The organism is Klebsiella sp. 64, from assembly GCF_018223915.1.
In the GTDB taxonomy this organism is placed as follows: domain Bacteria; phylum Pseudomonadota; class Gammaproteobacteria; order Enterobacterales; family Enterobacteriaceae; genus Klebsiella; species Klebsiella pneumoniae.
In genome coordinates this window covers 22,272-46,064 of the sequence record NZ_JAGRQZ010000033.1, presented here as the reverse complement: position 1 = coordinate 46,064, position 23,793 = coordinate 22,272, and the positions used below count along the sequence as shown (strand labels likewise).

Sequence of the window (23,793 nt, the reverse complement as noted above, 5' to 3'; positions counted from 1 at the left end):
AATCTGATTTATTCAACAAAGCCGTCTTGGCCCTACTAAACTCATTTCCCCTTTCAGTACATTAAATAGCTGGGGCAATTCATCTAAGCTAGTACGCCTCAAGAAAGCCCCAATTTTAGTAACTCTAGGGTCATTCTTTAATTTAAAAGTTTCTTCCCATTCTTTTCTTGCATTTATATCCTTCAAAAGAAGTTCTTCTAAAACTTCCTTTGAGTTAATAACCATCGATCTAAATTTTAAACATTTAAAAGGTTTCCCGCCTTTCCCGATTCGCTCATGGCCATAAATAGCTGGCCCACCATCTTCTTTAACTTTGCGACTGATATAGATTAATATTGGCGAAAGCAAAATTATTATTGAAATTGAGCCTATAATATCAAATATTCTTTTTATAAGTCTTGATGACAATTTTGCCAAATTTTGCTGAACTCTGAAAATCATAACTTCGTGGCTAAAAATAAACGACATATCTGTGCTATCCAAAGGCATACCACGCAGTGTTGGTATGACTGATACGTAGCGATAGCCTTTAATCATAAAATTCCGTAGCCATGTATTTCTTATTTCACTTTGTGAAGATTCAACAGCAACGATAAATTGGGTATTTTTATTTTTATTTTTTAGCCATTCTATATCATTTGGTAAGACTGGTATATTGTTAATAATCGATTTGTTTGTTTCATGATCATCGCTCGCAATAAAGCCGACTATTTCAAGCCCCAGATTTCTCTCGCTACTTATTGCTTTAAAAGCCTCCTGCGCATTTGGACCATTACCTATGATCCAAGTTTCGCGCCGCCACAGGCCTAATGAATCTAGAATACGCTTGGCCGTCATGCGAAAAACAGGCACCAGCAGCAATACAAAAACCCAAGTCAAAATCCACAAGAATCTAGAGAATGACCATGTTGTGAAAGCCATTACAGCTATTTCAATAACACCAAAAATAATTAAAGTCCGTAATATCTCTTTCAATTCAAACCAAAACGTTTTACGATAAAAATAATGTCTAAGCCTGACTGAGTACCAAGCAACACAACAAAATGCAAGAATCCAGTGAAGAAAAACCCATCCTTTTATTTGGTTAACATGTATGGATTCAAAAGAATTACTTGCCGTAAGATTTAATATACCAATTGCCAGATAAAGCGACATAATAAAGCTTATTAAGTCTGTGATAGCAAGCGTAATGCTTACTATAAAATTCCGCCCAAATGGTGTCATATTATTTTCTCGCAAATTGAGTTTTATAATATTAATTTTTACTTATTGTTAATAACTGTAAAGCCGACAATAAATGTCGGCTTTAAAAATCATATATTAAGAATCTTTATATGAATATCCATAATGATTATAACCATAGCCATAGTAACTACTTGCTTTTTTGACAACACCATTAAGAATACAGCCTTTAACAATTACGCCACTTTGCTCAAAACGCTTATAACTCACTTCAATTTCTTTGGGCGTGTTTTGTTCAAATCGCGCTATTAGCAAAGTTGTCCCAGCATAATGACCAATGATGGCTGCATCGGTAACAGCTAGTATAGGTGGTGTATCTAATATAACAATATCATAATTATTGCTCGCCCAAGTAATTAACTCGCCAAATCGTCTATGCATCAACAGTTCAGCTGGATTAGGAGGAACAACTCCACGAGATATGAAATCGAATTCTACATTCTTTATTTTTTTTACTGACTTTGGTAAATCATTTTTACCAGATAGAAAATCAGAGAGCCCATATTCATTTGAAACTTCAAATAATTTATGGGTATAGCCTTTACGCATATCTGTGTCTATTAATAAAACTTTTTTTCCTGCTTGCGCAATAATTGCAGCTAAGTTTGTACTAACAAACGTCTTACCAGCATTTGGACTAGCTCCAGAAATCATTAATACATTGTTTCTAGCCTCCATCATTGCAAAGTGAAGACTAGTTCTTAAACCTCGAATTGCTTCAATTGCAAGATCAGCCGGGTTTTCAATCGCTAGAAAACCATAAGTATCTTTATTTCGATTTTTTTTCCAAGATGGCGTTTGAACCATTCTTTTAGCGAATGTTTCAGACACAGGTATACTCGCATATACGTTTATGCCTAACTCTTCAAGCTGCTCCGGATTCTCAATCCCACGTCTTAAGAACACGCGTAATAATACTATTCCTACTGAAGTAGCAAATCCAAGAAATACCCCGATCAAGACAATTAGTATTTTCTTTGGCTTTACTGGTTTAGTTTGCGTAATGGCTGTATCAATAATTCTAACATTACCAATCGCGCTTGATTTTGCAATATTAAGCTCTTGTTGTCGATTTAATAATTGCATATAAACAGCCTGCCCCGACTCAACATCTCTACTCAATCTTAATATTTCTTGTTGAGTTTTTGGCATAGCTGAAACTTTGTTATTCAATTTTTCTTTTTCGTCTTGAAGAGTTTTCCTTTTCTCTAGTAAGGCTTTATAGGTTGGATGTTCTTTCGTATAGAGTTGTGATATTTCAGACTCCCTGAATGTTAATTCATTGAGTTGATTGTCAACATTAACTATCTGCTCTAATACAGATTTAGCCTCAAGAGAAAGATCTACCGAGTCTTTTTGTCTTCTATACTGATTTAATGTGTCCTCTGCAATATCAAGATCTTTACGAACCTTTGGCAGCTGTATATTCAGAAACTCCAAACTTTTTTCATCTTGCGCAGCTTGTCGTGCAATATTTTGTGACAAATAATTTTGTGCAATACTATCGACAATTTTGCGAATGAGAATTGGATTGTCACCCGTTAAAGAAAGTGTGAGAATTCCAGTATCTTTTCCTTGATCAGCTACCGTAAATACATCTTGTAAGTCTGAAATCGCTTTTAGTCTATCTTCATATTTGACCGTGAATCTACTGCCTGGTTTTGCCGAGATTTCAGAAACTTTTAATGAAACTCCTTCTTCATCTATTGCTATTCCAACAGTTCCTTCTATAACTTTATTATTATATTTGACAAAATAATGCGATTGATCTTTGACTTCTATTTCTAATTCGGATGCCTCATTATCAACTATTGGAATATATAACCTTGTGATTTCTAATGTACCATTTTTTTCCCCCATCAACCTCGATAAACCTTTCCCAAAAATAGGAAAATACTTTGGTTCAATTTTTGACTGCAGATTCAAATCGTCGACCGTTTTGCCTAAAATCATTCTTGACTGTAAAAGAGCAATTTCAGGTGCTGACATTGGTTGGCTATTTGGAAGCATTTGGCTAAGATTGCTTAAAATAGCATTGCCTTGCTTTTGCTCGACCTGTACTAAAGCATCAGCTTTATATATTGGTGTAGCAAAAAGCGCATATACTAAGGCCAGTACGGTGAATAATGCAGTCACAGAAATTATTAGTTTTCTGTGATCAATTAATTCACCGATAATTCGGCCTATATCTATTTCATCCGTATCTTTTGTGACGCTATGTTTAAGTACTGGAGACATGCAATGATTCCTGATTATTAACCGCTTAGTTTCTCAACCCAGCGCTGACCTGTATTTTCGATTAATTGAAACACCAACGCAAAAGCTTCTTCACTTTTACGATAAGGATCGGGAATTTCCTTTTGTCCTAACCAATGCCCAAATAACATTGTCTTACCACGAGCTTCGGGCGCAATTTTTGAAATTTTATCAAGATGTTCTCGCTCCATGACAAGAATTAGATCATAATTTCTGGCAAGGGATGATGTGAACTGCCTAGCTTTGTGGCCTTCTAATGATAATCCATTTTGCTGTGCAATTCTTTGCGCTGCTGAATCTGCTTCATGATCAACTAAAGCCCCAGTACCTGCAGAATCTATTTTTTTATTCGGCAGAGCATTCCTTAAGTATCGCTCCCCAAGCGGAGAACGACATATATTACCTGTACAGACAACAAGAATTGAATCAAACATATCAATTCCAAGTTCTTATAAATTTTGCAGTTTCAGTCATATCATGTACCCCAGTGATTGTTGGTACCAATTGAGATATAACTCTATTCCATCTCACAATTGGTGCAGACGTTACATACACGATATCATATGGTTGTAACTGAAATTCAGTTCCTAAAACCATGGCGGATGCATCTTGAGCATTTAGTTGATAAACGTTCGCAATCTTCCCATTCTTATCATCTTTCAGCTGGCGAATTACAAACACTCCTGTAGCGTCACTAAATGCTTGAGACATACCTTCTGCATTGCTAATCGCCTCAGCTAAGGTCATCCCGCTGCGATCCATTTTCATGGTGCTTTGTTTTCCTACCTCACCCATAACGAACACTTTAAGATCGTCATTACGAGGAACAAACAGAATATCTCCAGAATATAAAAGATGATTTTGAGACAAATCGCCTTTTTGCATTAAAGCGTATAACGATACTTTTGTATCCTTACCATCATGGGTTAATACAACATTACGCCAGTCGGCATCAGGTGCAAGTCCTCCTGCAGCATTTATCGCATCCATTACAGTTAGTGGAATGTTCGTTATTGGCTGCTGACCGGATTTAACTACTTCGCCTGTTACATAGGCTTTTTGCGATCGAAACGCTGCAACGCTTACATCAACCTGCGGACTTTCAATATAAGTGGTCAATCGACTGGCGATATCTTGCCGTACCTGACTTAATGTTTTACCCGCAACCTGAAGCTTTCCAATGTATGGATAGAAAATTGTACCATCTGAATTAACCCAGTTACCGGTGTCGCTGGCGCTACGATATTGACCCGCAGGAGTAGTCAATTCCGGATGATCCCATACCGTAACCATCAGTACGTCACCAACCCCAATGCGATATTCATAACTACGCAACAAATTATCCAGCTGCGGATTTGGACGAGCCAGAACAGTTTCCGGTCGGAGTTGGTCGATCAGGCCTGGTGTCATCGGATACACATTCACCAGCTTATCCAAATCGTAATCACTATCTGGGAGTTCAACCACGTTCTTGCGCAGACTGTTTAATCCTTGACCAGGGATGATTGTACAACCCGATAAAAACCCAATCGCCAACGCTAATGCCGAAAATCTAACAATTTTTTTCTTCATAATGTCACATCATCAGTAAATCAAAATTTGCCAATTCCTGAGCAGCTGTCATCGCCGTTGCTTACCTGCCGGCTTGTGGAGAGATAAAAACTGACTGCCTCCTGCAGCACTACCACCCTCTCTCCTCTATTTTCAGCATTCAGCCTTATAAACTAAACGGTATCTCTATCCCTGCGCTGGCCCCAACGTCATCGCTGTCGCTGTTGTTCGCGTTTGTGTACCACAAAGAGGTATTCAGACGAACAGACTGGTAAACATCGCCGCTCCAGCCTAGCTGTACACCTTTCAAGGTATCAGCATGGGGGAATGCTTTATTGATCGACTGGTTCTCAGGGTTAACTTTGGCGTAAACGAGGCGTGTACTCCAACGCTGGTTATCATCGGTAATCAGCTCAACCTTCCCGGCAATGAGTTGACCATCCCCACCCATCGCATCCCCCAGTGGATACCCTTGTTGGTAATAACCATCTTTATAGATGTGGTGGGTATAGCTGTAATTGGTTCGGCTCATGTTGGTACGCGTGTCATGCGCTTCCACATACCAGTTAACCGCATCTTTGCCCCACCCTTGGTGCCCTTCAACACCGCCAAGGAACATATTTGCTGAAGGAAGAAAACCAGACTCATCCTCGCCGATCATCTGCCCGTAGAAGCTCACCGGCCAGCCAAGAGTCGGCTCGAGTTTGAACTTAAAGTCAAAACCGGCCAGTTGGTTCCCTGGTTCATTGGGATCGTTTGCGGCGGTATTATCCTTGCCTGTTAAACCATCCCAGAAGTTACTGAGTGATTCAGGCCGCCCTTCCCCACCCCACTGCATAATGCGTGATGCGCCTAATTCTAAAGACTGGAATGGTGTAAAGGTAAAACGACCGCCGATAATTTTGGCATGGGGTACCGCGGTATATTGATTCATCTGGCTGGCGGAGATCTGGTACTGCCATGGGCCGACCCAGCGCAACCACCAGGTTTCTGGCGCTGCCTGCTCTGCGCGCTGCATCAGGAAACCAGTCATCGGCCGCATGGCATCCCCGCGGATCAGGTTACCTTCATAGCCCGGTCCCCACCACTGCGGAACCTGACCAAAAGAGAGCCACTGGTTCCAGAACTTCACCGCGCCGTATGCGCCGTTGGCGTTGAAGCGCGATCCGTTGCTGATCCGCTCCCCTCCTTCGACGTTGCCCTGGAGGTGGATATCCCACCACTCGCCGCTGTTGTTGAACGCCAGGCCTAACGAGTTATCTGCCGGCTGTGTCTGACCAAACCCCTGCGGAGTGCCCGGCTGATCGGTTGAAGTGTAGCCGGTAACCCGGAAATCCGCTTTTAAGGCAGACAGTCGCTGGTTAATACGAGCAAGGACCACTTGCTCAGAAGAATAGGAAGGCTTGGCCTTTTTCAGCGCCCGGGCGATCTCTTCCTGGCTTAGCGGCCACGTCGACAGGCTCAGATGAATGACCCCACGATCGGAAAGCCAGGCCAGGTCGTTACGCAAGTCGTTGTCATTTACTACTAACCCGGCCGCGTAAGCCTGGGCTCCCAGGGAGGAAAGCAAACCCAACGTCACGGCAATGCGCGCAATTTTTATCATTGTACAAGATCCATTTTCAGCCCCGCTGTCGTATCTCAATGAGAATGAGGGGAATACCAAGATAGAAAGCGCTCGCGGCACCAGCTGACTTCGCTGTGCAACACCGGCGAGGCAAGTACATTTACCCTAAGCTGCTTGTTAGCCTTATAACATCCACTCAGCTCACAATGTAGGCGAATTTTACCCTACAGGCTATGGATGAGACAGGAAAGTTAATGTCCAGGCGATAACAGCAGCCGCTCCTGGCCAACTTCTGAGGATATCCGTAGAAAATTGATAGATATCTATTGATGATGATCATCCTGACCGGGTCGATATTTACAGCCGTTGAAGAGAACCTCTGTGCAGCAGCAAGCGGCTTCAGCGACGCTACCGCCCCTGGCTTAACAGCTACCAGCGCACTGACTACCTGAACGACTTAATTTTTATCGACCTGTGGATGAATAATTGGTCAGGCCATTATTTTTGGCGGCGTTAAGTTTACGGGATTTCGGTCACAATTGGGAGTGTTGTTACCGAATATCTGCCAATTAATGCCACCTGTCGTTCTACTGACAAAAAATAAGCGGGTCACCAATTAAGATTATTCACTGATTTCCAGGGTTAGAGATCTTCCCGGTATTGCTACATCATCACACATGCAGCTAACTGACTGTAAAAAAACGTCTTTTTACATAGCTCATCATCATGCAAAAATCAGATGATGGCGTTATAGTCAACTACAATTTCTAATAGTTTCCTGTGTCTGGATATTCATTGAATGTGCATCAGGTAACGTCTCAGCGCATTTAAGAAACGTCTGATCAAAGCTATATCCAGGCAAATATTCAATAACAATGTAGTAGCACTTCATTATTTCATAAATATGAATTATCAATTACCGGGTATATAGTAGATTATTTTCTTATTTGTCTAATTAACCGGCGAAAACTTAATTTCCCCTGTAAAACAAATGGCGATTACCAAGCCTGCTTGTGCAGATCGGTACGCGTAAAGGGTTTATCCAGCGGCCCCACCGCGGTGGCGATTTGTCCCAGCAGGGACTGAGTCGGCGCTTTGCTGCCGCTATGTAACAGGATAAGCGGAACCATCACCAGGCATGCAACACCGCCCCATGAGATATTCACGCTTTCCGGATCAGGGGTACGTTTTTGCAACACCAGGAACAAAGCGCTGCCAGCAGCGCCCAGCAGCAGGCCGGCAATCACTTCCGAGACGGAATGCGCATGGATGACCAGCCGCGAATAGCCCACCACGGCGGCCAGAACATAGCCGGTAATAACGGCCGCTTTACGCAGACCGACGGAGAAACGGGCGCTGAGCAGCCACAGGAATATAGGCCAGAAGGCCGCGGAGAGCGCGGAGTGGCCGCTGAAGCCGGTGTAATCCAGTTCACGAATACCCAGACCCCAGCCCATAAAGGCCAGTTTGGAGGCGCAGACGATAGCGCCGGTGATGCCGAACAGCAAACTCCACTGCCACGCCAGCAACCGCGACGTTTTACGCAGCATCAGGACAATAAACAGCGCCGCTGCGCTGGGCAGCAAAACGGTGCTATCGCCAAAAAATGAGATGAGTTGCCAGTTCATATACCTGTGATCCTTCGATGATGTCCACTGCCGTGCTCAGGGATTATCCGTAATGTCTGTACCAGCTCGCATGCCAATTCATTTCACATTTTTATGCATGCAAGTGAGATGTTTAAAGCGGAAACATGATCGCAGTCAAGTTTTATTTTTGGCTGTCGTTGACCGCTTTCCCTTCGCTTTAGGAATTGTCGCACTAAGTGACTATTCATAAAGCATTATTGCCGCTACTCCGACCATTGCACCACAGAGGCCAGAGACAAACTACCAGAAGTCTACGAAGCCATACGTTTCTTTACAATCGTTATAACATTCGCGTTATGAATAATTTCTGCATAACGTTATGAGCGGCAGGACGAATGCTTCAGCCTTGCCGCTCGGTTTCAGGCTGGCGCTCAGGCCAGCAGTTTTTTAATACTTTCGCGGAATTTGGCGCCTTCTTTCAGGTTACGCATCCCGTAGGTGACGAAGGCCTGCATGTAGCCCATTTTCTTCCCGCAGTCGTAGCTTTCGCCGGTCATCAGCATCGCGTCGACGGACTGCTTCTTCGCCAGTTCGGCAATGGCGTCGGTCAGTTGGATACGGCCCCATGCGCCCGGCTCGGTACGTTCCAGTTCGGCCCAGATATCCGCCGACAGCACGTAGCGCCCCACCGCCATCAGATCGGAGTCCAGGGTCTGCGGTTCGTCCGGTTTTTCAATAAACTCGACGATACGCGCCACCTGGCCTTCAGCCACCATCGGCTCTTTGGTCTGGATGACGGAGTATTCGGAGAGATCGCCCGGCATGCGTTTCGCCAGCACCTGGCTGCGACCGGTCTCGTTAAAGCGGGCGATCATAGCGGCGAGGTTATAGCGCAGCGGGTCAGCGGTGCCGCCGTCAAGGATGATATCCGGCAGGACCACCACAAACGGGTTGTCGCCGACTACCGGGCGGGCGCAGAGGATGGAGTGGCCCAGGCCCAGCGGCTGCGCCTGACGCACGTTCATGATGGTCACGCCCGGCGGGCAAATGGCCTGCACTTCCGCCAGCAGCTGGCGCTTCACGCGCTGTTCCAGCAGGGCTTCCAGCTCGTAGGAGGTGTCGAAGTGGTTTTCCACCGCGTTCTTCGAGGAGTGCGTCACCAGAACAATCTCTTTGATCCCGGCGGCGACGATTTCGTCAACGATGTACTGAATCATTGGCTTATCAACGATCGGCAGCATCTCCTTTGGAATTGCCTTTGTGGCCGGCAGCATATGCATGCCTAGTCCTGCGACCGGAATAACCGCTTTCAAATTCGCCATATTCATCTTCACCTGTTTGGTTGCAAAACACGCGGTTTTGCAAAATTGTACATGTCACAAATCCATTGAAACTGATAATACACGGATACTGCCCGGGCATCTGCCCGCCAAATTCTTAAATTCACTGTCACGTAAAAGAATACACACAACTCCCTTATACCAACAGTTAGAAGTGAGAATAATCTTATTTTCGTTCAGGTTATTCAGCGGCTCGTTCCCTTGCGCCGCGCGATGTGGCTGAGAGGCCCGTCTATCGGGGTCTGTTGGCCGCCGGCCCCGCCGCGCCGCGCGTATGCCTGGAAAGAATAGATATAGATAATAAATTTCGCCAGGCAATATATTTCAGCATAAACAGCCGGATATGACGACATATTAGCCTGAATCCGCGGCGGTGAACTGCGATCCGCCCTATTCTGCACTCACTTCATAATATGAATTATGCCGGTTTTGTGAGCGGGCTTCGCGCTTCGTTTCTGCTCTGCGCATCCGCGCTCGCCGTGACGAACCGCGGGAGGAAGGCCTTTTGCCGCCCTCGCTGAAACGCAGCGGAAAAAGTTCTGATATCGGCAAGATTATTCCATGGTCGCCGCCATGGTGTTATTTTTTCACTGTTCTTTTCCGGAACATAATTCTTATCGGTTCGCTTAATCCGCTGGAAATATATCCACCCACGGCAGGGCGATATCCGCGTCGTTATTGCATTTTAGACTCATCTTATCCATGATCGTGGTAACACATACCGCAGTCGTACAGGTTTTAATACATATGGAATGGATTGCCGATCCGTCAATCTGGGCAGGTCTCGTCACGCTGGTGGTTATCGAACTGGTATTGGGTATCGATAACCTGGTCTTTATCGCTATCCTCGCCGAGAAACTCCCTCCCACCCAGCGCGACCGCGCGCGGATCACTGGCCTGATGCTGGCGATGGTCATGCGTCTCCTGCTGCTGGCCTCTATCTCCTGGCTGGTCACCCTGACCAAACCGCTGATTGTTTTTCACGACTTCAGCTTTAGCGCCCGCGATTTGATTATGCTGTTTGGCGGCCTGTTTCTGCTGTTTAAAGCGACCGTCGAGCTTAATGAGCGGCTGGAGGGGAAAGACAGCGATAACCCCACCCAGCGCAAAGGGGCGAAATTCTGGGCCGTCGTGGCGCAGATCGTGGTGCTCGACGCCATCTTCTCGCTCGACTCGGTGATCACCGCCGTCGGCATGGTTGATCACCTGGCGGTGATGATGGCCGCGGTGGTTATCGCCATCAGTCTGATGCTGATGGCCAGCAAGGCGCTGACGCGCTTCGTTAACAGCCACCCGACCATCGTGATCCTCTGTCTGAGCTTCCTGCTGATGATCGGCTTCAGCCTGATTGCTGAAGGCTTCAGCTTTATCATTCCGAAAGGCTATTTATATGCGGCCATTGGCTTCTCGGTCATGATTGAAGCGCTTAACCAGCTGGCGCAATTTAACCGCCGTCGCTTCCTCTCCGCCAATATGACGCTGCGTCAGCGCACTACCGAAGCGGTGATGAATCTGCTGAGCGGGCAGAAAGAAAAAGCTGAACTGGATGCTGACACGGCGTCGCTGGTCGCCGATCAGGATCAACATCCTCTGTTTAATCCGCAGGAACGACTGATGATTGAGCGGGTGCTGAACCTTAATCAGCGCAGCGTCAGCAGTATTATGACGTCGCGCCATGATATCGAGCGCATCAACCTCAGCGCGCCGGAGGAAGAGATCCGCAGCCTGGTAGAGAAAAATCAGCATACCCGGCTGGTGGTGACCGGCGGGAAGGATAATGAAGATCTGCTGGGGGTGGTGCATGTTATTGACCTGCTCCAGCAGTCCCTGCGTCAGGAGCCGCTGGATCTGCAGGCGCTGGTGCGTCAACCGCTGGTCTTCCCGGAGGGCCTGCCGCTCCTCTCGGCGCTCGAGCAGTTCCGCCAGGCCCGCACCCATTTTGCCTTTGTGGTCGATGAGTTTGGTTCCGTCGAGGGGATTGTGACCCTCAGCGACGTGATGGAGACCATCGCCGGTAATCTGCCCAACGAGGTGGAGGAGATCGATGCCCGGCACGATATTCAGCATCATCAGGACGGCTCATGGACGGTTAACGGCCATATGCCGCTGGAGGATCTGGTGCAGTACGTTCCGCTGCCGCTGGATGATAAACGGGAGTACCACACCGTCGCCGGTCTGCTGATGGAGTATCTGCAGCATGTGCCGCAGGTGGGGGAAACCATTGAGATTGACGGCTATACCCTGCGCACGCTGCAGGTTGACAGCCATCGGGTGCAGAAGGTGCAGATCGTCCCGCCGGTAAAGCAGGATGAGCTGGATTATGAGGTGTAATCGTCAGGCATAAAACGGCCCGGGGTATCCCGGGCCGTAAAATTGATAGCCAGATATCCTGTTTAATGCCTGATGGCGCTTCGCTTATCAGGCCTACGGGATGGCGAACTAATCGGGGGATGACACCCACCGTATAATCCAGGCCGGGTCAGGCGTAGCCGCCACACTGCCTGATGGCGCTTCGCTTATCAGGCCTACGGGATGGCGAACTAATCGGGGTATGACACCCACCGTATAATCCAGACCGGGTCAGGCGTAGCTGCCACACTGCCCGATGGCGCTTCGCTTATCAGGCCTACGGGATGGCGAACTAATCGGGGTATGACACCCACCGTATAATCCAGGCCGGGCCAGGCGTAGCCGCCACACTGCCTGATGGCGCTTCGCTTATCAGGCCTACATTAAGTGGCGACGCAAACGGATGATATTGCGCACATCCCAGGCCGGGTCAGGCGCAGCCGCCACCCGGCATCATTGTGACATTACGCTTTGACGATAAACACAGCCCGGAAACTTCCGGGCCGCGGTGGTAGGAATTACAGCTTATCGAGCAGCTTTTTGGCATCGTTGCCGTCTTTGCTGCCTTTATTACGCTCAACCCAGTCGTTGAGGCGCTGCTTCGCTTCATCCTGCAGCTGTTTGCGCAGGATCTGGTCGACCTGCAGACTGTAGCTCAGCGACTGCCACTCGCCGTAGATGCGCAGCGGGATAGCGGTCTGTTTCAGGCGGTCGATAAGCTTGCCCTCCCCTTTCCAGCCGCCGAGCACGCGCACGTTGAAGCGCATATCGCAGTTCTCTTTCTGCAGATCGAGCTGTCCTTCGCCGGTCATCGCCATCACGTCGGACTGCCCCTGCAGGCGGTTCAGCGTCACCAGCCCGTTATCCAGCGTCAGCCGGCTGCTCACGGAATCCAGGCGGGTGGCATTGTCGTAATTTTCCTGCGCCCGCACGTTGGTGCTGCGCTCCACGGCCTGCTGCACCAGCTGCTGGAAGTTCAGCCCTTCGGTGCGGGTATCGGCCATCTGGAGCTGAGCCTGTCCCTGCCAGTGGCGACGGAAATCATCGGCGTCAATGCGCGTTCCGGAAAATTCGCCGCTCAGCGACAGCTTGCCGGTCAGGTTTAAGGAATAGTTAAAGGCTTTGATCAGCGAACCGATCTCCACATTCTGCAGCGCCGGCTGGAACGTCGCCAGCGGCGTGTCGCCGCGGGCATCCAGGGTGCCAGGGAGAGAGAGCTGCCCGCCGTCAAGATTGCCCTGCATTTTGCTGACCGTCAGCAGCCCCTGCTGGTTGCTGATTTCGCTCTGCACCTGGGTGAAGTTCAGACCGCGCCACTGCAGCTGGTCGGCGCTCAGGGCCATTCGGCCGTTGAAGCCGCGCAGGCTCTGGTAATCTTCGCGCTCATCGCTGTCGGCGATCACCGGGCGCAGCGGTCGCGTCTGACTCTGGCCCTGCTGACTGGCACTACTGTCCGTCGCCGGCGACCTTTGCGCCAGCAGACTATCGAGATCGAGAGTGGTGGCGTGCAAATCCAGCGACCAGTCCGGGCGATCCCCCAGCACCACGCTGCCGCTGCCGGTAACGGTGCTGCGGTTAGCCATCAGATTCAGGTTGTCAAAACGCAGGGTCTTGTCATCTTCCTGCCAGCTGGCCTGCAGACTTCCCTGACCATTAATGCCGTCCGGTGGGAGCTCGGCGCCGCGCAGCTGCCAGCTAAGCTGGGTAAAGTCGGCTTTTAAGGAGTGCGGATAATCGCCGCCCTGCACGGTGGCGGAGAAGTTCAGCGCCAGGTCGCGCTGGTCGCGGTTCACCCGGCCGGAGAAATCCACGGTGGCCCGGTGATTCTCATCCTGCTCCATCTGCAGACGGATATCGCGCACGGTCACCTGCTCGCCGTTCTCGTGCTGGAAGAAGAGCACGCTGTCGGCCACCTGCAGCTGACGCACATCGTAGGACCATCCGCGATCCTCCGGGGCCAGCGGCAGGGTGTTGTCATGCGGCACCACCGGCGCTGAGCTGTCGCGAACCGCCTCGGTTTTCGGGGTCAGCTGGATCACCGCGCCCTTGAGCATCACCTGCTTCACCTGCAGCTGATGCGAGAGCAGCGGCAGCAGCGCCACGTCGAGGCGCATATTGTCGGCGCGGATCACCGGCTCTTCGGCGCCTCGGGCGGTCAGCGTCATCCGTCCGCTGAGAATGCTGAGCTGCGGCCAGACGTGCCAGCGCAGCGGGCCATCAAGGTCAAGCTGATAACCGCTGCGCTCTGCCACCTCATGCACCATATAGGCGCGAAAATCGTTGGGATTGACCAGCAATACCAACGAGGTAAGCCCGGCGACAATGACCGCCAGCAGGATCATCAGCGTTGTCAGTATTCGTCTCATGGCACCCTCAGCAACACCCCGTTGACGTTATCAATCCTTGTCGATTCGGCTCGCCACCGCGCCCTGCTGGTCGCGATATTTGGCGTCTTCACGGCGGTTATACGGCCGGGCCGCCGGGCCCGATAACGGTTCAAAGCTCAGCGCGCCGATGGGCATCCCCGGGCGTAGCGCCAGCGGCAGCTTGCCGGAGTTGTAAAACTCAAGCACGATGCAGCCGGACCAGCCTGGGTCGATACGGTGCGCGGTAACGTGCACCATCAGCCCCAGGCGCGCCAGCGAGGAGCGTCCGTCCAGCCAGCCTACCAGGTCGGCAGGCAGGGTGACAGACTCGTAGGTCACCGCCAGCGCCAGTTCGCCCGGATGCAGGAAAAAGGCCTCCCCTTCCGGCAGGACGATCTCTTCGCTCATCACGCGGTCCAGCGCGGCGCTGACCTCGGCCTTCGGGCCGCTTAAATCGATAAACGGCGCCGTGTGGCCACGGAAGGTGCGGAATTTATTACCCAGCCGTACATCAACCGTCGCGCCATTAATACGCTCAACGGGCGGACGCGGATTGATGGCGAGTCGCCCTTCATCCAACCAGGCTTCGATATCTCGGTCACACAGACGCATGGGCTTTCTCCTTATAAGGCTGCTTCCCGCACGCTTCGCGGCGGAGAGGGCAACAGGGCTACTCTTTGCACGTTACACAATTCGGCCAGGTTATTCAAAGAACTGACTGATTTTGGCCTTCAGAATATCAATAGCGATGCGGTTTTTGCCGCCGCGCGGCACGATGATGTCGGCATACTGCTTCGACGGTTCAATAAACTGCAGGAACATCGGGCGCACGGTTTTCTGATACTGGGCCATCACCGAGTCCATGGAGCGGCCGCGCTCGTTAACGTCGCGCTTAATACGGCGCATCAGGCAAATATCGAGAGGGGTGTCGACGAAAATAGAGAAGTTGAGCTCGTTACGCAGGCGCGCATCGGTCAGCAGCAGGATCCCTTCAAGGATAATCACCTTCTTCGGCTCGACGTGAATGGTGTTCGGCGTGCGGGTATGCTCGACGTAGCTATATACCGGCAGTTCAATCGGCTGGCCGCTTTTCAGCATCTGCAAATGCTGGAACAACAGACTGTGGTCCATTGAGCTCGGGTGGTCATAGTTGGTTTTGACGCGCTCTTCCATCGACAGATGGCTTTGATCTTTGTAATAGCTGTCTTCCGGAATGACGCCAATATGTTCGTCGCCAACTTGTTCACGCAATTCGCGATAGAGAGTACTGGCGATAAGACTTTTGCCAGAAGCCGATGCGCCGGCGATGCCTACAATGACGCACTGATGGGACATATCAGTCATAAATTTTTGCGACCTGATTAACCTGGATAGAGATGGAGGGTGGCGGCGGACCGCCAAACGCGGCAATTATAGGGATTTCAGCGTCCCGATACCAGTGGTATGCGCCCCGGGCGGCTATTCCGCCGCCGGCGCCCAGTCATCGGTATACCAGATATGCAACAGCGCGTAGGATCGCATCGGCTGCCAGCGGCGGGCATAGCGGGCGATGGCGGCCGGGGTCATTCCCGGAAAGCGCTGTTTAATCAGGTAATCATCCGGCAAAAAGATATCTTTCGCCTGCCAGCCGCGCAGGGCAAAGTAGTTTGCCGTCCAGCGGCCAATCCCGGGCAGGGTCTGCAGTTGACGCAGCCCGGCGTCAATATCCGCCGGCGCCGTCAGGGGCAGCTCGCCGCTGAGCGCCGCCCGGGCGAGGTGGATCAGCGCCTCCGCGCGCCGCAGCGGCATCCCCAGCGCCTTAAGCGCCTGCGGATCGGCCCGGGACAGGGCCTCTGGCGTCGGGAACAAAACAGAGCCGGGTGCCTCCGCCAGCGGTTCGCCCCAGCCAGCCGCCACTTTGGCGGTGAGCCGGGCGGCCATCGCCACGCTCACCAGCTGGCCCAGCACCGCGCGCACCGCCTGCTCGAAGGCATCCAGCGCCCCCGGCAGGCGCAGCCCCGGCCGCGCCTGCGCCAGGTCGCCCAGCGTGCGAGCGACCTGCCGCGGGTCGCAGGCTAAATCAAACAGCTGGCCAATTCGCGCATAGCAGATCTCCGCCACCGGCTGCAGCCCGGGGGAAAGGGTCACCCGCAGGCCCTGCGCCTCTTCGTCCGGCGCCAGATGAATCAGCCCGCGGTGGCCTTCCACGCCAAAGCTGCGGCTGTAGCCCCCATCGTGAAAACGCTCGACGCCGGCAACCGCGCGCGCCTGCAGAAAACCAACCATCCACGCCCAGTCATAGGGCGGGGTCCAGGGTAACAGCACCATAAGCTCTCCTTTATATAGCGTTTCAATGATAGTCGCCCTTGACCATAAGCGCCTTGCTTTTAAATTCCGGTTGTCGGCATGGCGACGATCCGCTAAAGTCGCCCCCCTTCTTCACCGGCATGGGGATTTTGCAGACGATGTTTATTGGTTTTGACTACGGCACCGCCAACTGTTCGGTGGCCGTGATGCGGGAAAACACCCCTCAGCTGTTGACACTGGAAAACGGCAGCGCCCTGCTGCCCTCGATGCTCTGCGCGCCAACGCGCGAAGCGGTCAGCGAGTGGCTCTATCGCCATCATGATGTCCCCACCCACAGCGACGAAAACCAGGCGCTGCTGCGTCGGGCCATCGCCGCCAACCGCGACGAAGACATCGAGGTGCTGCGCAACAGCGTGCAGTTCGGTCTCGCCTCGCTGCATCAGTATGTTGAAGATCCGCAAGAGGTCTACTTCGTTAAATCGCCAAAATCCTTCCTCGGCGCCAGCGGGCTGAAGCCGCAGCAGGTGGCCCTGTTTGAAGACCTGGTCTGCGCCATGATGCTGCACATCAAACTGCAGGCCGAAAGCCAGCTTCCCGAGCAGATCGACCAGGCGGTGATTGGCCGACCGATTAACTTCCAGGGCCTCGGCGGCGACGACGCGAACGCCCAGGCGCAGGGGATCCTTGAGCGGGCGGCTCTCCGCGCCGGTTTCCGCGATGTGGTTTTCCAGTTTGAACCGGTTGCCGCCGGGCTCGATTTTGAAGCGACCCTCAATGAAGAAAAGCGGGTGCTGGTCGTCGATATCGGCGGTGGGACCACCGACTGTTCCTTGCTATTGATGGGCCCGCAGTGGCGGGAGCGCGCCGACCGCCAGCAGAGCCTGCTCGGCCACAGCGGCTGCCGCATCGGCGGTAACGATCTCGACATTGCCCTGGCCTTCAAATGCCTGATGCCCCTCCTCGGCATGGGCGGCGAAACGGAAAAAGGCACCGCGCTGCCGATCCTCCCATGGTGGAACGCGGTGGCGATCAACGACGTGCCGGCGCAGAGCGATTTCTACAGCACCGCCAACGGCCGCCTGCTGAACGATCTGCTGCGCAGCGCCCGGGATGCCGACAAGGTGGCTCTGCTGCTGAAGGTCTGGCGCCAGCGTCTCAGCTATCGTCTGGTGCGCAGCGCCGAAGAGAGCAAAATCGCCCTCTCCAGCGCCGCCAGCGTCGAAACCGCGCTGCCGTTTATTCAGGACGAGCTGGCCACCGCCATCGCCCAGCAGGGTCTGGAAGCCGCGCTGGATCAACCGTTGACCCGCATTATGGAACAGGTGCAGCTCGCGCTCGACAGCAGCCAGACCACCCCGGACGTGATCTATCTTACCGGCGGCAGTGCCCGCTCGCCGCTGATCAAAAAGGCGCTGACCGCCCAGTTGCCGGGGATTCCGCTGGCCGGTGGCGATGATTTTGGCTCGGTAACCGCCGGGCTGGCCCGCTGGGCGCAGGTGGTTTTCCGCTAACCCCAGCCCACCGCCGCCGCGCAGCAGGTCTGTCCTGATCCTGCCGATGCAGATTACGCTGGAATATTCCTGGTCTCCCACGCAAAATGGCCTGTTCGTCCGGACAGGCCTGTCCACTTTTCCCCCTTCCGGGGGCGTATTATCCATACCGTAGCCAGATGTCTGCGGTCTGTATCGTTGGCTTGCCGCAAGGGGGCGTGATTGAAAAGGGTGTCTGCGATCTTCGCGGCGGTCCGGCGTTGCCGGCCGCAGTTCCTGGCAGGCTGGCTGCTCAGCTGTGGATTACTCTTGCTGCTGGTCGCCCCACAGGCGCAGGCGGCGACGCGCCAGGTGGGCATTGATATTCCGGTCCAGTGGTACGCGGACGCCAGCGGCCAGATGACCATCGATCGCTTCGCCGCCCTGCCCACAGACCAGCTCGCCACCACCCGGCAGATCCCCTCCTTTGGTTATTCGCGAAAAACCTGGTGGCTGCGCAGCGAACTGCCGGGAACGTGGTTTGCCGGGGAGCCGCGCTGGCTGCAGCTGGGCCCCTCTTTTGTCGACCATCTGACTATTTACTACCGGCCTCTGGGCAGCGATGCCCCCTGGGCACAGCGCACCTTTGGCGACCGCGACGGCGCCCGCGAGAGCGACCTGCACTGCCGCGAAAGCGTGCTGATCCTCCCCCCGCCGCCGACCGCCGCCGGCTATGAGGTGGTCTTTCGCCTGCAGAGCACCAGCACTCTGATCCTGCTGGCCTCGCTCTCTTCGCCGCAGGAATTTGTACAGCGGGCGACCGCCGACACCGCGTTCTGGAGCTTCTATTTCGGCCTGGCCGCTGTCGCCAGCGGCGTGGCGCTGTGGCTGGCGCTGGCCCTGCGCCGGCGTCTGCTGTGGGGCATCTGTCTTTTCTCGCTCAATTATCCGCTGGTGGCCGCCCTGCACGGCTTCCCGGAGTGGTTTTTCGGCCACGCGGCGCTGCCGTTCCAGGACTTCATGATCAGCAGCCTCTCCCTGTTCAGCTATGCTACCGCCCTCTGGCTGCACAGCGAGATTTTTGATCTGAAGAAGAATATGCCGCGACTTCATCAGCTGCTGATCGCCGCCGTGATACTCAACCTGATGCTGCAGGTCAGTATTCCGCTCGGGTTTTACGGCTTCGCGATGCAGATTGAAGGGGTAGTATTCATCATTATCACCCCGGTGCTGCTGTTCACCTCCTGGTGGCTGTGGCGCAAAAAAGCTATCGATCGTACCACCCTGCTGCTGGGTCTGCTGCCGCCGTTCTATGTCGTCGCCGCGGTGCTGGTGCAGTTGTCGATCCATGGGATTATCCCGTTCCATATGGCGATCTATTCCCTCTGGCAGTACGCGCTGATCGTCCACATCATTACGGTGCTGATCATTGCCATCCTGCGGGTGCGTGCTGAAAACCGCCAGCTGGAGCAGAAGCAGCGCCTGGCGCGCGAACTGCAGATTGAGCGTGAAGCCAGCTTCCACCAGCGGCAGTTTATGGGCATGGTGGCGCACGAATTCCGCACCCCGCTAGCGGTGATCCAGGCGGCGCTGGAGAATCTTCGCCTCTCGGCGGCCTCGACCAGCCAGGAGGCGCGCTTCGATCGCATCGGCCGCGCCGCCACCCGCCTGGTGCAGCTCACCGATAACTGCCTTGCCGACGCCCGGCTCGCCTCCCACGATCTGCACGTCGAGCGCCAGCAGACCGCCCTGCTGACGGTGATCAACATGGCCGCCTCGGTGGTGGCCATCTCCCATGATCACTACCTGAACATCCGCCAGCACGGCGCGGTGGAAAGCCCGCAGCTGCAGGCCGATGCCGGCCTGCTGTGCATCGCCATCGCTAATCTGCTGGATAACGCCGTCAAGTATTCGCCCCCCGGTGAAATCGCCATCGATATTCATTCCGATGCCGGGCAAACGGAGCTACGCATTCGCGACCACGGCCCGGGACTCCCCGCCGGACAGGCGGAACTGATCTTTGAGCGCTACCGCCGCGGCGAGCACACATCGCCGGTACCAGGCGGCACCGGTCTCGGACTGTATGTTGCGCGTCAGATAGTGCAGGCTCATGATGGCAAACTGTGGCTGGCCGAGCATGGCCCGGACGGCTGCACCTTTATTCTCACCCTCCCCACGGTTGCTTAAGAGGAGAACGACGTATGGCTTTACGGCTGGCGATAATTGAAGATAACGCCGATCTGCTGGATGAACTGCTGGCCTGGCTGGGCTATCGCGGCTTCGAGGTGTGGGGGACGCGCAGCGCCGAAGCCTTCTGGCGGCAACTGCACAGCCATCCGGTGGATATCGTGCTGGTTGATATCGGCCTGCCCGGCGAGGATGGCTTCAGCGTACTGAACTATCTGCATGAGCTGGGGCACTACGGTCTGGTGGTGGTCAGCGCCCGCGGTCAGCAACAGGATAAACTGCAGGCGCTGAGCCTTGGGGCCGATGCCTATCTGATCAAACCGGTAAACTTCGCCCATCTTGCCGAGACCCTCACCGCCCTCGGCGCGCGCCTGCGCCAGGACCGTCCGGCGGCTCCGCCTGCGGAGGCGATCGGCACGCCGCCGGCCGTCTCCACCGGCAGCTGGCGTCTGCAAGAGGATAAACTGATTTCACCCGACGCCCGGACGCTGGAGTTAACCCAGCAGGAATATCGCCTGGTGGAGCTCCTGATGCGCAATCGCAACGAAGTGTGCAGCAAACTGGATCTCCATGCCTGCCTGTTTTCCCATGAAAGCGAGCCTGACCTGCACCGGATCGACGTGGTGGTTAGCCGCCTGCGTCACAAGGCACGCCAGCAGGGGATCCACCTGCCCGTTCGCGCAATCTTTGGTAAGGGACTGGCCTTTATTTCCTGAACGACGGGGCGCGTCGGCGGCCGCGCGGGATATAAAAAACTCGCAAGTGTTAATTTTTCTCATTTTCTGAGAGAAATGAGAGGAATGAGACTGACGATGACCTTAAGAACTTTCTTATAGTGCTAGCACATCAGGATGATGGCGTAAGATTTTCGCGGGACAGAAAAGCATATAACAAAACGTATTAGCCGTTCGCGGCAAATTCTGACACCATGCAACACAATCAGGGTAAAAACGATGGCCATGCAAACGTGGTTAGTTTTATTGCTATGCATTTTTTTCTTCAGCATCTCTGTATACAGTTTTATTTCCTATCTGAAAGACAGGAGGCGGCAGAAATTTACTTTTAACGATAAGCGTTCGATGCGTCGTAAATAATTCACTTTAAAATAATAAAAAATTATTGTAGGTGCTTTTATATCTTCAACACACCGCATACGCCCGGAGGATTTGTCACAGCATGGCGTTATGTTTTGCGTAAGGAAATAACGCCATGAGAAACATTAATGTCACCATCAACACCCGCAATGCCTTTGTCCGTGAATCGCTGGTGGCCATGGTCAATGACCTCACCCGGGGCGATCTGCGGGCGCGTTTTTCCTGGCGTAACACCGATCTGTCAGCTGAAGATATCATTATCTGCGAAGTGATCCCCGGGGAAATATACCTGTGTAATACCCTGATTAAGAACAGAAAAAGAGGAAGCTCGCTGATTATCCTCCATAGCTATGACCAGCTGCCGGAAGATGAGTTCATGATTAACTGCCTGAAAGGGGTCATTTTTGTTTCGCTAAAAACGGCCAGTATTCCGCAATTGCTGACGATCATTAAAAGCGAGCTTCAGCATTGTATGACCCCCACGGCTACCGACGCCGCAGGCCGGGAACTCAGCTGCGCCAGCTGTCCGCATCGCGTGTTATCGCGATCGCAGACCGCCGTAGTGCACGGTATTCTCGAAGGGCTGGATATGAGTAAAATCGCCGCCCTGCAGCGTGTGAGTCCCCGCACCGCCGCCTATCATAAGAATAAGATCATGGAAAAATACAGCCTGAATAATAATCATGAATTTTTCCAGTTTATGAATCTTTTACGTGAGCGCTGGTAGGCAAACAGCAGCACAAAAAAATAAGATATTGACCTGTCTATATTGTCGGAAATCCGAAAATAGTCGCAGGATGCTAAAAAATATCCAGCGCTGGCGGACATAACGTTAAACTCTGACGCTTCCTCGGTATAAAGACGTTACCGCCCGTCTTTATATAATAAAAAACACGCTACACGAGGAAAACTGATACTTCGTCACATTGCCCCTGACGTGCCTGTCAGGGGTCTTTTTTCCGTGTGGAATAGCGCCCTCAGTGAAAGGGCGCGGCAGGATCAGGCTTCCGCTTTCTCCACTTCCCAGTCCGGCTGCGCTTCCTCGTCGGTCAGCAACCCTTCATTTTTCGACAGCATCGCGGTGGCGATGCCATTACCCAGCACGTTGATGGCGGAGCGCCCCATGTCGAGGAAATGGTCGATACCCATCAGCAGCAGGATCCCGGCGACCGGTATATTGAAGCTGGGGATCGTCGCCGCCAGCACCACCAGCGCCGAACGCGGCACCCCGGCGATACCTTTCGAGGCCAGCATCAGGGTCAGCATCATGACCGTAATCTCGCTAAAGCTCAGCGGCACGTTATAGGCCTGGGCGATAAACATCGCGGCGAAGGAGCAGTAGACCATCGAGCCAACGAGGTTGAACGAGTAGCCAATCGGCAGGACGAACGAGACGATATTGCGCGAGCAGCCAAACTTCACCAGTCGCTCAAGGGTCTTCGGATAGGCCGCTTCCGAGCTGCTGGTGGTAAAGGCCACCAGCACCGGATCTTTCAGCATGTTCAGCAGGCGGAAAACCTCTTTTTTCAGCACCATATAGCCGACGGCAATCAGCACCGCGCTGGTCAACAGCACCGCCAGGTAGTAGCCGCCGATGAACGAAGCATAGTTGAGCAGGATCCCCAGCCCCTGGGAGGCAATCACCGACGAGATGGCGGCGAAGATGGCCAGCGGCGCAACGTACATCACATAGCCCGTCACCTTCAGCATAATGTGCGACACCACGTTAAGGGCCGCCACCAGCGGAGCATTAAACTTCTCCCCCAGCGACGCGCCGGCGATGCCGAAGAACATCGAGAACACCACGATCTGCAGGATCTCGTTGTTGGCCATCGCCTCGGTGATGCTGGTGGGGATGGTGTGCGACAGGAATCCTTTCAGGCTCATGCCGCTGACCGCCAGGCCGGTATCCACCGCCTCTTTCGGCACCGCCAGGTTTAACCCGGCGCCCGGGTGCTGGAAGGTGACGATCACCAGCCCGACGAGAATGGATAATACCGAGGAGGTGATGAACCAGACCATCGCCTTCCCGCCTACCCGGCCGATGGTCGCCGTCTCGCCGAGGCGCATAATGCCGACCGTCAGGGTGCTGAACACCAACGGCGCGATGACCATTTTGATCAACCGCAGAAACAGATCGGTGAGCAGCGTAATGTTGTCCGCCCAGGCGGAGACGGTGGTTGGCGTCGCGTAGGCATGGATAGCCGCGCCGGAGAGGATCCCCATCAGCATAAAAATGACGATGAAGAGCGTGAGTTTGTTTGCGTTTGCCACAGCAATGACCCCTGATTATTTAACACGTTGATTTTTAAGTGCATATTTTATTATTATGAGAATGCACTGATTTATTCACCGCATAAATCTAATTAAAGCCCCCGCGGATACAACTATTTTTTGCTTTTTTAAACTAAAAGTTGATATCACCCCGGATATCGGCCGCGGGAGCGCCCGGCGTCGCGGCGGTTATCCAGACATTTCTCAACCTTCTTTTCATAAT

At 52.9% G+C, this 23,793-nt stretch carries 18 protein-coding genes and 1 pseudogene; 7 read left to right on the top strand and 12 right to left on the bottom strand.

Features of this window, described 5'->3' with window-relative positions:
* Positions 1–12: 12 nt before the first annotated feature.
* The 5 genes from KHQ23_RS20635 to KHQ23_RS20615 form a co-directional block, all read right to left on the bottom strand.
* Positions 13–1,224 (bottom strand): sugar transferase, encoded by a 1,212-nt coding sequence (locus KHQ23_RS20635; protein WP_211776940.1) that lies wholly within the window; start codon positions 1,222–1,224, stop codon positions 13–15.
* A gap of 96 nt (positions 1,225–1,320) precedes the next feature.
* The gene (locus KHQ23_RS20630) at positions 1,321–3,480 is read right to left on the bottom strand and encodes a polysaccharide biosynthesis tyrosine autokinase (RefSeq protein ID WP_032442097.1); all 2,160 of its coding nucleotides are present in this window, start codon (positions 3,478–3,480) and stop codon (positions 1,321–1,323) included.
* Between the two features lie 17 nt (positions 3,481–3,497).
* A complete protein-coding gene (locus KHQ23_RS20625) occupies positions 3,498–3,932 on the bottom strand; it encodes a protein tyrosine phosphatase (protein ID WP_071994526.1) in 435 nt (144 codons plus the stop codon).
* Between the two features lies 1 nt (position 3,933).
* The gene (locus tag KHQ23_RS20620; protein ID WP_040174441.1) at positions 3,934–5,070 is read right to left on the bottom strand and encodes a polysaccharide export protein; all 1,137 of its coding nucleotides are present in this window, start codon (positions 5,068–5,070) and stop codon (positions 3,934–3,936) included.
* 145 nt (positions 5,071–5,215) lie between these two features.
* Positions 5,216–6,655: a capsule assembly Wzi family protein gene (locus tag KHQ23_RS20615; RefSeq protein WP_040174439.1), complete on the bottom strand. Its 1,440-nt coding sequence runs from the start codon at positions 6,653–6,655 to the stop codon at positions 5,216–5,218.
* 290 nt (positions 6,656–6,945) lie between these two features.
* Between KHQ23_RS20615 and KHQ23_RS20610 the strand changes: the two genes are divergently transcribed.
* On the top strand, positions 6,946–7,068 hold the full coding sequence (locus KHQ23_RS20610; protein ID WP_020324291.1) for a hypothetical protein: 123 nt from the start codon (positions 6,946–6,948) through the stop codon (positions 7,066–7,068).
* Positions 7,069–7,614: 546 nt separating this feature from the next.
* Here KHQ23_RS20610 and KHQ23_RS20605 read toward each other — a convergent pair.
* Complete coding sequence (locus KHQ23_RS20605) at positions 7,615–8,244, bottom strand: phosphatase PAP2 family protein (RefSeq protein ID WP_004184823.1); 630 nt, start codon at positions 8,242–8,244, stop codon at positions 7,615–7,617.
* Between the two features lie 315 nt (positions 8,245–8,559).
* A pseudogene (gene galF, locus KHQ23_RS20600) lies at positions 8,560–9,533 on the bottom strand (GalU regulator GalF).
* 759 nt (positions 9,534–10,292) lie between these two features.
* Here galF and KHQ23_RS20595 point away from each other — a divergent pair.
* Positions 10,293–11,876, top strand: coding sequence for a TerC family protein (locus KHQ23_RS20595; RefSeq protein ID WP_040175905.1), 1,584 nt, complete (start codon positions 10,293–10,295; stop codon positions 11,874–11,876).
* Between the two features lie 536 nt (positions 11,877–12,412).
* Here the strand turns inward: KHQ23_RS20595 and asmA are convergent.
* From asmA to alkA, 4 genes are all read right to left on the bottom strand, one after another.
* A complete protein-coding gene (gene asmA, locus KHQ23_RS20590) occupies positions 12,413–14,260 on the bottom strand; it encodes an outer membrane assembly protein AsmA (RefSeq protein ID WP_004180531.1) in 1,848 nt (615 codons plus the stop codon).
* A gap of 30 nt (positions 14,261–14,290) precedes the next feature.
* Complete coding sequence (dcd, locus tag KHQ23_RS20585; protein ID WP_004151145.1) at positions 14,291–14,872, bottom strand: dCTP deaminase; 582 nt, start codon at positions 14,870–14,872, stop codon at positions 14,291–14,293.
* Between the two features lie 90 nt (positions 14,873–14,962).
* A complete protein-coding gene (udk, locus tag KHQ23_RS20580) occupies positions 14,963–15,604 on the bottom strand; it encodes a uridine kinase (RefSeq protein ID WP_002912442.1) in 642 nt (213 codons plus the stop codon).
* Between the two features lie 114 nt (positions 15,605–15,718).
* Positions 15,719–16,567 carry a DNA-3-methyladenine glycosylase 2 gene (gene alkA, locus KHQ23_RS20575; protein WP_004184825.1) on the bottom strand — a complete coding sequence of 283 codons (849 nt, stop codon included), beginning with the start codon at positions 16,565–16,567 and terminating at the stop codon, positions 15,719–15,721.
* A 137-nt stretch (positions 16,568–16,704) separates the two neighbouring features.
* Between alkA and yegD the strand changes: the two genes are divergently transcribed.
* From yegD to KHQ23_RS20550, 5 genes are all read left to right on the top strand, one after another.
* The gene (gene yegD, locus KHQ23_RS20570; RefSeq protein WP_023286715.1) at positions 16,705–18,057 is read left to right on the top strand and encodes a molecular chaperone; all 1,353 of its coding nucleotides are present in this window, start codon (positions 16,705–16,707) and stop codon (positions 18,055–18,057) included.
* A 288-nt stretch (positions 18,058–18,345) separates the two neighbouring features.
* The gene (locus KHQ23_RS20565) at positions 18,346–20,202 is read left to right on the top strand and encodes a sensor histidine kinase (protein ID WP_040175485.1); all 1,857 of its coding nucleotides are present in this window, start codon (positions 18,346–18,348) and stop codon (positions 20,200–20,202) included.
* Between the two features lie 14 nt (positions 20,203–20,216).
* The gene (locus KHQ23_RS20560; RefSeq protein ID WP_040175483.1) at positions 20,217–20,918 is read left to right on the top strand and encodes a response regulator transcription factor; all 702 of its coding nucleotides are present in this window, start codon (positions 20,217–20,219) and stop codon (positions 20,916–20,918) included.
* Positions 20,919–21,155: 237 nt separating this feature from the next.
* The gene (locus tag KHQ23_RS26500; protein WP_004146563.1) at positions 21,156–21,296 is read left to right on the top strand and encodes a small membrane protein; all 141 of its coding nucleotides are present in this window, start codon (positions 21,156–21,158) and stop codon (positions 21,294–21,296) included.
* A 115-nt stretch (positions 21,297–21,411) separates the two neighbouring features.
* Positions 21,412–22,023 (top strand): response regulator transcription factor, encoded by a 612-nt coding sequence (locus KHQ23_RS20550; RefSeq protein WP_009483956.1) that lies wholly within the window; start codon positions 21,412–21,414, stop codon positions 22,021–22,023.
* Between the two features lie 272 nt (positions 22,024–22,295).
* Here the strand turns inward: KHQ23_RS20550 and KHQ23_RS20545 are convergent, their stop codons facing one another.
* Positions 22,296–23,570: a dicarboxylate/amino acid:cation symporter gene (locus tag KHQ23_RS20545; RefSeq protein WP_004149053.1), complete on the bottom strand. Its 1,275-nt coding sequence runs from the start codon at positions 23,568–23,570 to the stop codon at positions 22,296–22,298.
* Positions 23,571–23,793: the final 223 nt, after the last annotated feature.

Coding starts and splice junctions, on each gene's coding strand:
- KHQ23_RS20635 (WP_211776940.1), bottom strand. CDS start 1,224: ATGACACCATTTGGGCGGAATTTTATAGTAAGCATTACGCTTGCTATC.
- KHQ23_RS20630 (WP_032442097.1), bottom strand. CDS start 3,480: ATGTCTCCAGTACTTAAACATAGCGTCACAAAAGATACGGATGAAATA.
- KHQ23_RS20625 (WP_071994526.1), bottom strand. CDS start 3,932: ATGTTTGATTCAATTCTTGTTGTCTGTACAGGTAATATATGTCGTTCT.
- KHQ23_RS20620 (WP_040174441.1), bottom strand. CDS start 5,070: ATGAAGAAAAAAATTGTTAGATTTTCGGCATTAGCGTTGGCGATTGGG.
- KHQ23_RS20615 (WP_040174439.1), bottom strand. CDS start 6,655: ATGATAAAAATTGCGCGCATTGCCGTGACGTTGGGTTTGCTTTCCTCC.
- KHQ23_RS20610 (WP_020324291.1), top strand. CDS start 6,946: ATGATGATCATCCTGACCGGGTCGATATTTACAGCCGTTGAAGAGAAC.
- KHQ23_RS20605 (WP_004184823.1), bottom strand. CDS start 8,244: ATGAACTGGCAACTCATCTCATTTTTTGGCGATAGCACCGTTTTGCTG.
- KHQ23_RS20595 (WP_040175905.1), top strand. CDS start 10,293: ATGGAATGGATTGCCGATCCGTCAATCTGGGCAGGTCTCGTCACGCTG.
- asmA (WP_004180531.1), bottom strand. CDS start 14,260: ATGAGACGAATACTGACAACGCTGATGATCCTGCTGGCGGTCATTGTC.
- dcd (WP_004151145.1), bottom strand. CDS start 14,872: ATGCGTCTGTGTGACCGAGATATCGAAGCCTGGTTGGATGAAGGGCGA.
- udk (WP_002912442.1), bottom strand. CDS start 15,604: ATGACTGATATGTCCCATCAGTGCGTCATTGTAGGCATCGCCGGCGCA.
- alkA (WP_004184825.1), bottom strand. CDS start 16,567: ATGGTGCTGTTACCCTGGACCCCGCCCTATGACTGGGCGTGGATGGTT.
- yegD (WP_023286715.1), top strand. CDS start 16,705: ATGTTTATTGGTTTTGACTACGGCACCGCCAACTGTTCGGTGGCCGTG.
- KHQ23_RS20560 (WP_040175483.1), top strand. CDS start 20,217: ATGGCTTTACGGCTGGCGATAATTGAAGATAACGCCGATCTGCTGGAT.
- KHQ23_RS26500 (WP_004146563.1), top strand. CDS start 21,156: ATGGCCATGCAAACGTGGTTAGTTTTATTGCTATGCATTTTTTTCTTC.
- KHQ23_RS20550 (WP_009483956.1), top strand. CDS start 21,412: ATGAGAAACATTAATGTCACCATCAACACCCGCAATGCCTTTGTCCGT.